12 protein-coding genes are annotated in these 13,949 nt (G+C 70.0%); 6 read left to right on the top strand and 6 right to left on the bottom strand.

Annotation, left to right across the window (positions count from 1 at the left end):
- The first annotated feature begins 66 nt into the window (after positions 1-66).
- Complete coding sequence (locus DEU34_RS13075) at positions 67-414, top strand: tryptophan synthase subunit alpha (protein ID WP_121150949.1); 348 nt, start codon at positions 67-69, stop codon at positions 412-414.
- A 125-nt stretch (positions 415-539) separates the two neighbouring features.
- Here the strand turns inward: DEU34_RS13075 and trxA are convergent, their stop codons facing one another.
- From trxA to DEU34_RS13055, 4 genes are all read right to left on the bottom strand, one after another.
- Positions 540-863 (bottom strand): thioredoxin, encoded by a 324-nt coding sequence (trxA, locus tag DEU34_RS13070; RefSeq protein WP_116646953.1) that lies wholly within the window; start codon positions 861-863, stop codon positions 540-542.
- A 59-nt stretch (positions 864-922) separates the two neighbouring features.
- Complete coding sequence (gene trxB / locus DEU34_RS13065; protein WP_183042481.1) at positions 923-1,909, bottom strand: thioredoxin-disulfide reductase; 987 nt, start codon at positions 1,907-1,909, stop codon at positions 923-925.
- Between the two features lie 108 nt (positions 1,910-2,017).
- Positions 2,018-3,613 (bottom strand): murein biosynthesis integral membrane protein MurJ, encoded by a 1,596-nt coding sequence (gene murJ, locus DEU34_RS13060; RefSeq protein ID WP_121150945.1) that lies wholly within the window; start codon positions 3,611-3,613, stop codon positions 2,018-2,020.
- A complete protein-coding gene (locus DEU34_RS13055) occupies positions 3,610-5,709 on the bottom strand; it encodes a DUF6049 family protein (RefSeq protein WP_121150943.1) in 2,100 nt (699 codons plus the stop codon). The genes murJ and DEU34_RS13055 overlap by 4 nt, the downstream gene beginning before the upstream one ends.
- 104 nt (positions 5,710-5,813) lie before the next feature.
- Here DEU34_RS13055 and DEU34_RS13050 point away from each other — a divergent pair, with 104 nt between their 5' ends.
- Together DEU34_RS13050 and DEU34_RS13045 are read left to right on the top strand one after the other, a co-directional pair.
- Positions 5,814-7,337 (top strand): methyltransferase, encoded by a 1,524-nt coding sequence (locus DEU34_RS13050; RefSeq protein ID WP_121150941.1) that lies wholly within the window; start codon positions 5,814-5,816, stop codon positions 7,335-7,337.
- Between the two features lie 9 nt (positions 7,338-7,346).
- Positions 7,347-8,789 carry a CCA tRNA nucleotidyltransferase gene (locus tag DEU34_RS13045; RefSeq protein ID WP_121150939.1) on the top strand — a complete coding sequence of 481 codons (1,443 nt, stop codon included), beginning with the start codon at positions 7,347-7,349 and terminating at the stop codon, positions 8,787-8,789.
- A gap of 18 nt (positions 8,790-8,807) precedes the next feature.
- Here the strand turns inward: DEU34_RS13045 and DEU34_RS13040 are convergent, their stop codons facing one another.
- Together DEU34_RS13040 and DEU34_RS13035 are read right to left on the bottom strand one after the other, a co-directional pair.
- Positions 8,808-9,860 (bottom strand): hypothetical protein, encoded by a 1,053-nt coding sequence (locus DEU34_RS13040; RefSeq protein ID WP_121150937.1) that lies wholly within the window; start codon positions 9,858-9,860, stop codon positions 8,808-8,810.
- Positions 9,857-10,213 (bottom strand): PadR family transcriptional regulator, encoded by a 357-nt coding sequence (locus tag DEU34_RS13035; RefSeq protein ID WP_121150935.1) that lies wholly within the window; start codon positions 10,211-10,213, stop codon positions 9,857-9,859. Before DEU34_RS13035 ends, DEU34_RS13040 begins: the two co-directional genes overlap by 4 nt.
- Positions 10,214-10,333: 120 nt before the next feature.
- On the opposite strand from DEU34_RS13035, the gene DEU34_RS13030 reads away from it, so the two are divergent.
- From DEU34_RS13030 to DEU34_RS13020, 3 genes are all read left to right on the top strand, one after another.
- Positions 10,334-11,656, top strand: a complete 1,323-nt coding sequence (locus DEU34_RS13030; RefSeq protein WP_121150933.1) for a GAF domain-containing protein — start codon at positions 10,334-10,336, stop codon at positions 11,654-11,656.
- A 37-nt stretch (positions 11,657-11,693) separates the two neighbouring features.
- Entirely contained in the window at positions 11,694-12,218 is a 525-nt protein-coding gene (locus tag DEU34_RS13025; RefSeq protein WP_121150931.1) for a hypothetical protein, read from the top strand.
- 151 nt (positions 12,219-12,369) lie between these two features.
- The gene (locus tag DEU34_RS13020; protein WP_121150929.1) at positions 12,370-13,920 is read left to right on the top strand and encodes an aldehyde dehydrogenase family protein; all 1,551 of its coding nucleotides are present in this window, start codon (positions 12,370-12,372) and stop codon (positions 13,918-13,920) included.
- Positions 13,921-13,949 lie beyond the last annotated feature (29 nt).

The raw sequence follows: 13,949 nt of genomic DNA, 5'->3' as shown, positions 1-13,949 counted from the left end.
GAACGCCGTCGCACGCGGCGGCGGGCAGCGGAGCCCAGGGGTGTTTTCGCCGCGTACGCTTGATGGATGGCCACGCATGACGACCTGCCCCGGAGGAGGGCGAGCCTCGAACTGCTTCGCGCGGAGGCAGCCGACGAACTCTCCGTTCTCGTCCATGAACGGCTCCGAGACGGCGAAGATCCGTGGGACTTCATGGAAGACCTCCCCACGGTCGACGAGCTCGTCGTACTCATGCTGCGGGCCGAGAACATCGCCGAGAACGGTGGAGCGCGGCCCAATCGGGCGCGGCACTACCGCGTTCTCCGCCAGATCGCGCTGGACTACCCGCCACTCACCCGGGCTGTGTGGCGCCTGCTCGGCAACGAGGAGAATCACCGTCGATGGGACGCGGCGATCCGTCTCGACGCGCAATGACCTGATGCCGACGGACTGATCCGGCGGTCGGATGCCGATAGCGGAATGCAAGATCCCCCGTGACCACGGGGGCCACGAGGGATTCTCGGATGTTGCGCGCGTCAGTATGCGCGCGACGGAATGGGTCAGCCGATGAACGCGGCGAGATCCTTCTCCAGCGCGAACTTGGGCTTCGCGCCGATGATGGTCGTCTTGACCTCGCCACCCTGGAAGACCTTCATCGCCGGAATCGACGTGATCTGGTATTTCATGGCCAGATCGGGGTTCTCGTCGACGTTGAGCTTCAGAACGGTGATCTTCTCGGAGTTCTCGGACTGGATCTCGTCGAGGATCGGTCCGACCATGCGACACGGGCCGCACCACTCCGCCCAGAAGTCGACCAGGACGGGTCCATCTGCATTCAGGACGTCCTGCTCGAATGTGGCGGACGTCGTCGCCTTAGCGGTCATTGCATCTCCTTAGTGGGAAGTTCTACTCGTGATAACGCCGATCGGGGCCCGGATGTTCCTCAGGCCGCGTCGGCGTCGGGGAGGTCTTCGATCTGATCGGCCGTCACCTCGGGGGCGCCGGCCTCGCCGCGCGCGGCGAGATAGTGCTCGACGTCGAGGGCGGCGATGGTTCCGGTGCCGGCAGCGGTGATGGCCTGACGGTAGGTCGGGTCGATGACGTCGCCGGCGGCGAACACGCCCGAGACCGAGGTGCGTGAGGAGCGACCGTCGACCCAGATGGTGCCCTCGGGGGTGAGGTCGAGCATGCCGTGCACGAGGTGGGTGCGCGGATCGTTGCCGATGGCGACGAAGAGACCGTCGAGATCGAGGTGGCGGGTCGAGCCGTCGACGGTGTCGCGGAGCTCGACGCCCGATACTGCGTCCTCACCGAGGATGTCGGCGACCTCGGTGTTCCAGATGAACTCGATCTTCTCGTTCGCGAAGGCGCGCTCCTGCATGATCTTGGAGGCGCGAAGGCTGTCCTTGCGGTGGATGATGTAGACCTTCGAGGCGAACTTGGTGAGGAAGGTCGCCTCCTCCATCGCCGAGTCGCCGCCGCCGACGACGGCGATCGTCCGGTCGCGGAAGAAGAACCCGTCGCACGTGGCGCACCACGAGACGCCCCGACCGGACAGGCGCTCCTCGCCCGGCAGACCGAGCTTGCGGTAGGCGGAGCCGGTCGCGTAGACGACGGAGTAGGCCTCGTACTCCTTGCCGCTGCCCAGAGTGACCTTCTTGATCGGTCCGTCGAGGTCGAGCGAGACGACGTCGTCGTAGAGCACCTCGGCGCCGAAGCGCTCGGCCTGCTCCTGCATCTTCGTCATGAGGTCGGGACCCTGGATGCCCTCGGGGAATCCGGGGAAGTTCTCGACGTCGGTGGTGTTCATGAGCTCGCCGCCGGCTTCGACGGAACTCGCCACGACGAGTGGCTCCAGGTTCGCTCGAGCTGCGTAGATCGCGGCGGTGTATCCCGCCGGGCCCGATCCGATGATGATGACGTGACGCACGTGCGTCGCCCCCTTCGTTGGTCCTACGGCGTAAGAACTCATCGTAGCCCGGCGGTATTCCGCACCCTCGCGCTCATCCGAAGAGCGGAAGGTCGGATCTGCGGGTGGTCAGCGCTTCGGGAGGAAGCGCTGCACGATGGCGATCGCGGGCCGCAGCTCGGTCGTGCGGAACAGCGCCAGGACACCGACGTAGACGACGAGAGTGACCGTGCCGATCAGGGCCGCTCCGAGCGCACCGAAGATCTTGTCGGTCGTGGTCCAGCCGTCGATGCCCCCCGTCAGGAGGAACACACCCCACCCGACGGCGGCGGCCGGGACGGCGGCGAGGGCGAAGCGGGCGATGGACGACATCCACGACCCGACGCCGATTCCGCCCAGCCGACGGTTGAGCAGCCAGGTCGCCACGACGACCTGCGCGATGCTGGCGATCGACTGGCCCAGAGCAATTCCGGCCGCGAGATACTCGATCGGCACCGTGGCCTGAGCGATGAGAGCGGTCGTGACGACGAGGACGCACTGAAGCAGGGTGAAGAAGAACGGCGTCCGCGTGTCGTCATAGGCGTAGAACGTCCGCTGCACGACGAAGAGCACCGCGAGGGGGATAAGACATAGCAAGAAGCAGAGGAGCACGACTGATGCCTGTGTTGCTTCGGTGCGGTTGTCGGTGAAGATCCGGGAGGCCGGCACTGCAGCCACGGCGAGAGCCGCAGTTGCGACGACGATGAAGAGCCCAAGGACGCGGATGCTGCGCACAATGTCGGATCTCACGGCGGCATCGTCTCCGCGGCCGGCGTGCTCGCTGAGTTGCGTGAAATAGGGAGTACCGATCGACAGGACGATGATCGAGTACGGCAGCATGAACAACAGCCAGGCATTCTGGGATACGAGGACGCCGGGGTACTCCGATGAAGCGGCGGAGATGACTCGCGACTGCACGATGCCGGCCAGCTGTCCGGCGACGACCATCAGGAAGGTCCACCCCGCGAGCTTCCCGATCTGACCGAGCCCGACACCTTTCCATCTGAAGTCGGGACGCACATGGAGTCCGGTGCGCCGCCAGAACGCGAAAAGGATGCCCGCCTGGACGACGATCCCGAGGGTCGCGGTTCCCGCGAGGACGGCAACCATATCGGGTGTCCAGGAACTGAGCGCTGGCGAAGGGCCGAAGAGGGCGATGAAGACGACGAAACCGGCGATCGAAACGACGTTGTTGACGATGGGGGCGAAAGTGAACGGGCCGTACACGCGGCGCGCATTGAGCGACTCGCCGACGAGGGCGTACAGGCCGTAGAACAAGATCTGCGGGAGGCACCAATACGCGAACGCGGTGGCCAGAGCCTGTTGCTCGGGAGGGAACTCCGGCGCGTACAACTGCACGAGCCAAGGGGCCCCCAGGACCGAGAGCGCCGTCACGATGGTGAGGGCGACGGTGCCGAGCGTGAAGAGTTTGGAGACGAAGGCGCGGCCGCCGTCTTCATGCGCGGCCGCCTTCACGATCTGCGGTACGACCACCGCGCTGAGGAGGCCCGTCGAGATGATCGCGTAGATGTTGTTGGGCAGTTGATTGGCGATCGCGAAAGCGTTCCCCGCTTCGGCGGTCGCTCCTACAGCCGACACGAGGACGACAGAACGAAGGAAACCGGTCAGGCGCGAGATGATCGTGCCCGCCCCGATGAGGGCGCTGGCGCGTCCGAGGCCGCTCACTCGCTCACCTCTTCTTCGCTCTCGGTGGCGGCGTTCGCCCGCGCGGTTCTGCGGCGTCGCAGCACGGTGCGCACGATGCCCGCGCCCACGAAGAGCACGAGAGCCGCGCCGAGGATGGCGAGGCCGATGTTCTCCCAGTCGGCGTGCACCTCCACGGCGATGCTCGTGGGCGTCCCGATCGGCTCGCCGGTGGCACTCATCAGACGCATGTCGACCGTGACGGTTCCGTTGGCGATCTGTGCGGTGATGGGAACGGCGACCCTCGTGTTGCTGTTCGCCGGCAGAGCGGTCGCGTCGGTGCGGTTCTGCATGATCAGCCGCGGGTTGTTGGGCTGCGCGATCAGCGTCACATTGATCGGCCAGGGCAGGCCGTTGCGCACGTACGGTCGGTAGTCCGCTCCGTAGCTGAGGAGGTTGACGTCCGAGGCGAGGATCCCGACGGAGTCGAGGGTCGCCGTCGTGGCGGCCCGGTGGTCGGTGACCGCCGTCTGGGCGGCCGCCGCATCCGCTCGCCATGTCGCACTCAGCAGCTGCAGGATCTCCGCGCGCTGGCGTCCGGTCAGCAGTGTCGGGTCGTCGAGGATCGTGGCGAACCGACCGATGGTCTGCTCCTCGGCGAGCAGGGTGGTGAGGTCGGCGACACGTGCCTCGTCGGCCGGTGCGTCGACGAGCTCGACCGAGGCCGACGGGGGCGACGCGACGATCTGGTCGAGCGCGGCGGGCGCGGCGCCCGGTGCTCCCGTCGCCGCCAGGATCGCGGCGCGGAGGTTCGAGCGCGATCGGTCGGTGCCGCGGTCGACCGTCACCAGCAGCGGAGTGGACCCATCGACGAAGGCGATCTGCGCCGTCGCCTCGGCGAGCGAGGCGTCGCGCTGCACGGCGTCGTCGGCGTCGCTCGCCGTGCGCAGCAGATCGGAGATGGTCGAGTCGTACACGAGCAGTGCGGATGCCGCCGCGTCGACCCTCGCGCCGACGCGTGCGCCGTCGGCACCGGCCGACGTGCTCGAGGAGGGCACGAGGGTCAGAGCCGGCTGCTCGGCCGTGCCGAGCGCCCCCAGGGCCGCCGCGACGCCCGGACCGGCGGTGCCCGTCGCCGGCCAGTACACGGCGGCCCGCGCATCGCCGATGTCGGTCGGTGCGACGTCAGCGTCTGCGGCGGACTCCGGGGTGGTGGGCGTGGGGGTGGGGGTCTCGGGCGTCGTTCCGTCGGGCACGTACGAGACGAGGGAGAGCGGACGGAGGGGCTCGGTGAGTCCTGCCTGCACCTGGGTGGCGAGGTCGGCGTCGCCGAACTGCAGCGCGAACCTCGAGTTGGGCAGGTTCACGAGCCGATCGAGCCAGGCCCGCGCGGTGCCCGGGGCCGCGTCTCCGAGGACGCGGATGGCCGCGGGGATGGCGGGGTCGACGGCCAGGATCGCGGCGGTGCCGGCGACCGCGTCGAGTTGCGCGGTGAGGTCTCCGTCGGCGGCGGTGAGCTCGGCGAGGGCGTCGGAGGTCAACAGTCCGCGTGAGATGGCGAGCCCGGTGATGGGCACCACCACGCCGACGCTGACCGGGGCGCGCTCGCCGAGGACGACGACCGCGCTCGTGGACACGAGCGTCGCGCCGCTCGCCGTGGTCGTCGTCGCGATGATCGGGTACACCCCGGCCGGGCGGCCGAGCAGGGCGGGGTTCGCGGCCGCGACGCGGATCGGGGCGCTCGCCGCACCGTTCGTCCCCTGCGCGTCGATCGCGACGGAGCCGATGTCGGCGACCGCGACTCCGTCGCGCTCACCGGCGCTCCACCTCGTGAGAGCGGCGCGGTCGGTCAGCGGTTGGGCTCCGATGGCCAGCGACACGGTCGAGGGGCCGCCCCCCGCGGTCAGCGAGACCGTCACGGCGAGATCGGCTCCGGGGGCGAGAACGCCGTTGTCGGCGGGGACGAGCGTGAGGGTGGGCGCGGGCGCTGCGGTCGCGGTCGGCTCGGGGGTCGCCGCGGCGAAGGCCGGCACCGCCGCGCCGAGCAGGAGCGCGAGGATCGCACCGGTCGCCGCAAGACGCCGCAGGGGTCGGCGGCGCGACGCGCGAACGCGCGGGACGTGAGGAGTCTCGATCATGCGGGGCTTCTGCTCGGGTGCGGATGGAGGCCACACCGGTGCGATTGTACGGTCCACGGCTCTGCGAGCCCTGCGCGCGCGGCGGGAAACGGGAGAATGGACGGATGCTTCCCCACCCCGATCCCGTCGCGGTTCCCGCGCTCGCCGCCGATCTCGCCGCGGCGGGTTTCACGACCGATGCGGTGCGCGGTGCGTGGGGCGAAGAAGCCGACGACGCCATCGCTCGGGGCCTGCGCACGCCGGCGCTTCGAGCGCTCGGCTCGCGCGAAGACGCCCTGGCGGTGCTCGCCCGTCTGCTCGCGCTCGGCATCCCCCAGCCCGTCGCCCACGTCGATGCCGCCCTCCCCGTCACCCGAGCCGCCGGGCTCGCCGGGCTGGGCCTGGCGACCATCGAGGACGACACGGTCCGCCCGGCGGTGCTGGTGCGACCGCAGTCGTTCTCCGACGACACGGGCGACGGCGAGTGGTGGATCGCGAGCGACCTCGACGAGGCGGCGCTGGGCGGGGCCCTGCCGGAGGATCACGTGCTCGGCGTCGGGGGAGCATCGCTGACCCTGGCGCGTCTGCAGTCGGTCGCCCCCGCAGCATCCGGTCTCGACATCGGCACGGGATGCGGCATCCAGGCGCTGCGCATGCGGCGGGTGGTCGACCGCGTCGTCGCCACCGACGTCTCGGTGCGGGCGCTCCGCTTCGCAGAACTGAACGCGCTGCTCAACGGCGTCGACGGCATCGAGACGCGCCTGGGCAGCCTCTTCGACCCGGCGGGTGACGAGGTGTTCGACCGCATCGTGTCGAACCCGCCCTTCGTCATCACACCGCGGGTGACCGGCGTGCCCGCCTACGAGTATCGCGACGGCGGCATGGTGGGCGACGCCCTCGTCTCCACGTTCGTCCACGGTGTCGGGGAGCGCCTCGCACCCGGCGGCGTGGCACAGCTGCTCGGCAACTGGGAGACCCGCGACGGCGTCGCGGGACTCGACCGCGTGCGCGAGTGGGTGGCCGCCTCGCCCGTCGCGCTCGATGCGTGGGTGGTGGAGCGGGAGTGGCTCGACCCCGTCGCCTACGCCGAGCTGTGGATCCGCGACGGCGGCACCCTCCCCGGTTCACCCGGCTTCGCCGGCCTGGTCGACGCGTGGCTCGACGACTTCGCGACGCGGGGCGTGACTGGCATCGGCTTCGGCTACATCGTGCTGCGGCGGGCGGCTCCCGGTGCGACACCCCTCGCCCGCTACGAGACGGCCTTCGGAGCGGGGGACGGCGCGCTGGGCGCCCACGTCGACGCGGTGCTCGCCGCCCACGATCGCCTGGCCGCTCTCGATGACGACGCGCTCGCCGGTGAACGCCTGGTCGTCGCCCCCGACGTCACCGAGGCGCGCCACCACCGTCCCGGTGAAGAGGAGCCCACCGTCATCGAGCTGCGTCAGGGCGGCGGCTTCGGCCGTGCGCTCTCGGTCGATCCGGGGCTCGCGGCGCTCGTGGGAGCCTGCGACGGCGACCTTCCGCTCGGTTCGCTGATCGACGCGATCGCACAGCTCCTCGAGGTCGACGCCATCGCGCTGCGTGCCGACCTGCTACCGCGGGTGCGCGAGCTGGTGCTCACCGGATTTCTCGGCTGGACCCGCGGATAGGCTCGTTCAATGCTCAACATGGCCGAGGGCGTCGCGCGTCTGGGCGCGCTCGCCACCTCCCCGACCGTCGCGACCCTCGCGCGCGCCTTCGCCGAGGCCGGTTTCGAACTGGCGATCGTCGGCGGGCCCGTGCGCGATGCGCTCATCGGGCGCGCCGTCAACGACCTCGACTTCACCACGAACGCGCTCCCCGACGACATCCTCCGCATCATCACGCCGATCTCGACGGCGCGGTGGGACATCGGGCGGGATTTCGGCACGATCGGTGCCCGCGTGCGTCTTCCCGACGGCGGCACCGAACAGGTCGAGGTCACCACCTACCGCGCCGACAGCTACGACGGGGTGACACGCAAGCCGACCGTCGAGTTCGGTGACACCCTCGACGGCGACCTCGTGCGCCGTGACTTCACGGTCAACTCCATGGCACTGCGGGTGCCGGCGCAGACCCTCGTCGACCCGACGGGCGGCGTCGAAGACCTCCTGGCGCAGACGTTGCGCACCCCCGCCGACCCGGCGGTGAGCTTCGGCGACGATCCGCTGCGGATGCTGCGCGCCGCCCGGTTCTCGGCGCAGCTCGGTTTCGATGTCGCGACGCCGACGCTCCAGGCGATGGCCGAGCTCGGCGAATCGCTGCGGATCGTGAGTCCCGAGCGCATCCAGGGCGAGCTCGTCCGACTGCTGCAGAGCGACGACCCGGTGCGGGGCATCCGCATCCTCGATGAGACGGGCCTGCTCGGCCGCTTCCTGCCGGAGGTGCCGGCCCTCCGCCTCGAGGTCGACGAGCACCACCACCACAAGGACGTCTACGAACACTCGCTGACGGTGCTGAGACAGGCGATCGAGCTCGAGCGGTCGAGGCATCCGGGTTCTCCCCCCGACGTTCCGCTGCGTCTGGCAGCCCTCCTGCACGACATCGGCAAGCCGGCGACCCGCCGGCTCGAGCCCGGCGGAGGCGTGACCTTCCACCATCACGACGTGCGCGGCGCCCGCCTCGCGCGCAAGCGCCTGCAGGAACTGAGGTTCGACTCCGACACGATCGGCGTGGTCTCGCGGCTCGTCGAGCTGCACCTGCGGTTCTTCGGCTACGCCGAGGGTACCTGGACGGATTCGGCGGTGCGCCGGTACGTGCGCGATGCCGGCGACGAACTCGAGCGGCTGCACATCCTCACCCGCGCCGACGTGACCACGCGCAACCGCCGCAAGGCCGACCGCCTCTCGTTCGCCTACGACGACATCGAGGCACGCATCGCCACCCTGCGCGAGCAGGAGCAGATCGACGCGATCCGCCCCGAGATCGACGGCAACCGCATCCAGGAGATCCTGGCGATCGGTCCGGGGCGCGAGGTCGGCGAGGCCTACCGTTTCCTGCTCGAGCTGCGCCTCGACGAGGGTCCGCTCGGCGAGGACGCCGCGGAGCAGCGCCTGCGCGAATGGTGGGCCGCCCGCGGCTGACCATGCGGCCCCGGCGGGCTACGGCGCCGGGGCCGCCGTGGGATCGGCGTAGGAGGTGGCCTGGGGAGCGGGCGACGCGTTCGGGGCCGGGTCGCCGGTCGTCACGGAGGGCACCTGCGGGAACGGGAACGTCGGCGCCACGGCGTCGTCGATCGCGGGGTCGCCGCTGAGCCAGTCTTCGGCGGCGATCTCCTGCAGCGGGAAGATGTTCCACACGGGCTGACGGCCGATCTCGCGTTCACCGACGGGTGTCGGGCCTCCGCCGCCGTAGAAGTACCAGTCGAAATCGTCGCTCTGACCTCCCTGCCCGACGGTGGTCAGCGGGCGGCCGTTCTGATCGAACAGCTGCACACGCTCGATGGGGTTGCCCTCCGCGTCGTAGGCGAAGACGTTGCGCACCCGCTCTCCGTCGACCGCGAGGCCGGGGGTCGACGACGAATAGTCGACGGGGGTCGACGAACTGTACGAGCGCCACTGGGCATACGTGAACATGGCGCCGAAGACCAACATCGGCAGGAGCACCCAGGCGGCCAGGTTGACGGTCACGAGGATGCCGCGGCCCCACTGCCGCGGAAGCCACCGGCCTCGACCCCACTGGACGCTCACGATCACGCAGGCGACGAGGATGACCACGCCCACCAGGTCGAGCTGGAGCCACTGGCTGCGGCCGAACACCGTGATCGCCTCGAAGACCACGACCGCACGGATGAGCCACCACGCCGGGCGCAGCGCTGCGAGGAAGTCCCAGGTCGCCGCCGCCGCGGGGTGGGCGCGCAGCCGGCCCGTCAGCGACTTCGATCGTCGTGCGACGCGCTCGACGAGACCGGGGCCCCGACCGGGTTCGACCCGCGGCGGGAGCCCCGCCGCCGCGCGCAGCTCGTCGGCATAGGCCGCAGCATCCGGCAGCGCGAACGCGACCCCGCTGTCGGCGGCCTGATCTGCCATGTCGGCCGGGAGACCGTCGACCAGCTCGTCGACCTCGTCGGCCGGCAGATCGTCGAGACGACGGCGCACGGAGGCGGCGAAGGCCGCGATGTCGGCCTCGACGGGCGAGATGTCGATCGTGCTCATCGGGCTTCTCCGATCGTGCGCAGTTTGGTGGGGGCCTTCTCGTCGAGCAGGCGCGTCATGGCGAGACTGAAGTCCGTCCAGTCGCTGCGCTGGGCGGCGAGCATGTCGCGACCCTGCGGCGTGACGGCGTAGTACTTGCGGTGCGGGCCGCCGTCGGAGGGGACCACATAGCTCGACAGCGCCCCCGCGCCGTACAGGCGGCGGAGGGTGCCGTAGACCGAGGCGTCGCCGACGTCTCCGAGTCCGGCATCGCGCAGGCGGCGAACGATGTCGTAGCCGTACCCGTCGTCGTGCTGGACGACGGCGAGCACCGCCGCGTCGAGCACCCCCTTGAGCAATTGCGTCGTGTCCATGCGGCTCCTCTCGATCGAACGGTACCACGCACTGCGTAATAGCGGAATGACGACGACCTAGCCGATCCACGGGGCCGCGCCTACACTGGCGTCAGCCCCATCACCGTTGATCGGAGCATCTTGTCCTCATCGTGGTCTCCCCGGCCGCGGGTGGCGCCCGACACCTCGCGCCTGCTCATCGAGCGTGCTCACGAGGAGTTCCTCTCCGGCAACGCCGACGACCTCCGGGTCGGGGACGTGCGCGGCATCGTGCGCGAATCGTGGAGCCGTTCGCTCGCGTCGCTCGTGGGAGCGGAGGCACTGCCCCGGGTGGAGCTCGTGGGCGACGAGCTCGAGGCCTACCGCCGCACCCACCCGCTCGCCGGCGTGATGGAGATGGTGCGGTCTTTGCTGCTGCCCGGCACGGCGGAGGAATCAGGGGTGGTCGTCGCGGTCGGCGACGCGGCAGGGCGACTGCTGTGGGTCGAGGGCGACCGGCACGTGCGATCCCTCACCGGAGACATGGGCTTCGTGGAGGGGACGAACTGGGCAGAGCACGCCGTCGGCACGTCGGCCCCGGGGACGGCGCTCGCGCTCGGGCGATCGGTGCAGATCCGCGGTGCGGAGCACTACAACCGCCTCGTGCAGCCGTGGTCGTGCACGGCCGCTCCGGTGCACGACCCGGAGACGAGACAGCTGCTCGGAGTGATCGATGTGACGGGCGGGGTGGAGGCGGTCACACCGCAGGCCCAGCTGCTCGTCGACGCGACGGCTCGGGCGGTCGAGGGCGAGCTGCTCGTCGCCCGCCTGCGGGCGCGGGCTGCAGCCGCGGGTCGCGCACCCGTGCGGCGCCGACCGCCGGTTCGCCAGGACGCGATGCTACGCACCCTGGGCCGCGACCGCGCTCTGCTGGAGGTGACGGGCGACGGCGTCGAGACGGCCGTCGAGATGTCGGCACGCCACGCCGAGATCCTCCTCATGCTCGCCGTGCACCGCGAAGGGTTGTCGGCCGAGGCCTTGAGCGAGCTCGTCTACGACCATGCGACGCCCGAGACCCTGCGCCCGGAGATGGTGCGTCTGCGCCGCGTGCTCGAGCCGATCGCACCGGGTCTCGTGCCCACCTCGCGGCCTTACCGGCTCCCGTCGCCGCTCGAGACCGATGCCCATCACGTCCTGTCGCTCCTCGATCGCGGTGCCCACCGCGTCGCCTTCGCCGCGTATCGCGGTCCCGTGCTGCCCGACTCGACTTCGCCCGGCGTCGTCGACGTGCGCGAATCGGTGCGGCTCGCCCTCAGAGAGGCGCTGATCGCCGAGGCGGGGGTCGACGTCCTCCTCGCCTACGCCGACACCGCCGACGGGCGGGACGACGACGAGGTGCTGCGTCTGTGCCTGGCACTGCTTCCGGCGCGCTCGCCCAAACGCGCCGGGCTGGTCGCACGCATCGAACGCCTCGAGCAGCACTGACCGGGGAGCCGTCGGCGGCGGTCGTTACGCTGAAGACATGGACGCACAGACCCTCGACATCTTCTCGGCCGCCCGCGCCCGCCGCGACGTCGCGCGCATCCGCGAGGCGCTCGCCGAGGTGCGCTCCGGCGACATCGCGCGGGTGATCGTGCGCTCGCCGCGCTACGGGCTGTACGCCGTCGAGGGTCCGGTGCGCATCGGGGTGGGCGGTCAGCCGATCGTCGGCGACGTGATCCTGGCGACGAGCTCCGAGATCCAGCGCATCGAACTCGGCGTGGCCGGCCCCGAGGCCGACGCCGATGCGGAGGTCGTCGACCCCGGCTCTCTCGCGCACGGCACCCCGGTGCGCGCCACTCTCCAGACGCCCACGCACGGCGTCTTCGCGGTGACCGGCCCCGTCACCTCCGGCAACGACGCCTTCCTCCTCGTCGGCAGCTGGATCGTCGCCGACGGCGGAGCCGTCGCTCCCCGGGTGGTCTCGATCGAGCGCCTCGAGGGTCTCGACCTGCACGAGGGCAACGTGCCGCCGCTGCGCTCGGTGCTCGTCGACGCCGAGGTGTAGTCGGCTCTCCGGATGCCGCGGCGTGCCCGTCGCAGCATCCGTTCGTCTCCTTCGATCCGCGCAACCGGATGCAACGTGCGCCGACGTACCGTCGGGGCATCGCCGCCGTGAAGCCGCCGCGGCGATTCATGACCGTCGAAGGAGACACAACATGACCATCGTCGAAGAGGGCGTCTCGAGCGTCTACGCAGCTCCCGGCCAGCGCGGTGCGCTCGCCGAGTATCGCAACCGGTACGGCCACTACATCGGCGGCGAATGGGTCGCCCCGGTCAAGGGCGAGTACTTCGAGAACATCACCCCGATCACGGGGAAGGCGTTCTGCGAGGTCGGCCGAGGCACGGTCGAAGACATCGACCGGGCCGTCGACGCCGGGTGGAAGGCGTTCGCCGGCTGGGGCAAGACCACGCCCGCCGAGCGCAGCATCATCCTCAACAAGATCGCCGACCGCATGGAGCAGCACCTCGAGTCGATCGCGGTCGCCGAGACGTGGGAGAACGGCAAGCCGGTGCGTGAGACGCTCGCCGCCGACATCCCGCTCGCGATCGACCACTTCCGTTACTTCGCGGGCGTGCTGCGGGCCCAGGAGGGCTCTCTCAGTCAGCTCGACGAGAACACGGTCGCCTACCACTTCAACGAACCGCTCGGTGTGGTGGGACAGATCATCCCGTGGAACTTCCCCATCCTCATGGCGACGTGGAAGCTCGCCCCGGCGCTCGCCGCGGGAAACTGCGTCGTGCTCAAGCCCGCCGAGCAGACGCCCGCATCGATCCTGTTCCTCTTCGACCTCATCGGCGATCTGCTGCCGGCCGGGGTCGTGAACATCGTCAACGGTTTCGGCATCGAGGCCGGAGCACCCCTGGCCTCCCACAAGCGCATCCGCAAGATCGCGTTCACCGGCGAGACCACGACCGGTCGCCTGATCATGCAGTACGCCTCGCAGAACCTCATCCCGGTGACGCTCGAACTCGGAGGCAAGAGCCCGAACGTGTTCTTCGAAGACGTCGCGCGGTCGACCGACGACGCCTACTACGACAAGGCGCTCGAGGGGTTCACGCTCTTCGCGCTGAACCAGGGCGAGGTCTGCACGTGCCCGTCGCGAGCGCTCATCCAGCGCTCGATCTACGACGGGTTCCTCGCCGACGGACTCGACCGGGTCGCGAAGGTGAAGCAGGGCAATCCGCTCGACCCCGAGACGATGATCGGCGCGCAGGCCTCGAACGATCAGCTCGAGAAGATCCTGTCGTACATCGACATCGGAAAGCAGGGCGGGGCGAAGCTCCTCACCGGCGGCGAGAGGGTCGACCTGGGAGGCGAGCTCTCGAGCGGCTACTACGTCGCCCCGACCGTCTTCGAGGGCACCAACGACATGCGCATCTTCCAGGAGGAGATCTTCGGTCCGGTGCTGTCGGTGACCTCGTTCGACGACTTCGACGACGCGATGTCGATCGCGAACGACAGTCTCTACGGCCTCGGTGCGGGCGTGTGGAGCCGCAACGGTGACACCGCCTACCGTGCGGGACGGGCGATCCAGGCCGGACGCGTGTGGACGAACACCTACCACCAGTACCCCGCGCACGCGGCGTTCGGCGGGTACAAGCAGTCGGGCATCGGGCGCGAGAACCACCTGCGGATGCTGGATCACTACCAGCAGACGAAGAACCTGCTCGTGTCGTACGCCGACGGGGCGATGGGCTTCTTCTGATCGGCGCTGTCGCCGCAACCGCTCGACGA

The organism is Microbacterium sp. AG1240 (assembly GCF_003635115.1).
In the GTDB taxonomy this organism is placed as follows: Bacteria; Actinomycetota; Actinomycetes; order Actinomycetales; family Microbacteriaceae; genus Microbacterium.
This window is presented reverse-complemented; position numbering and strand designations above follow the sequence as displayed.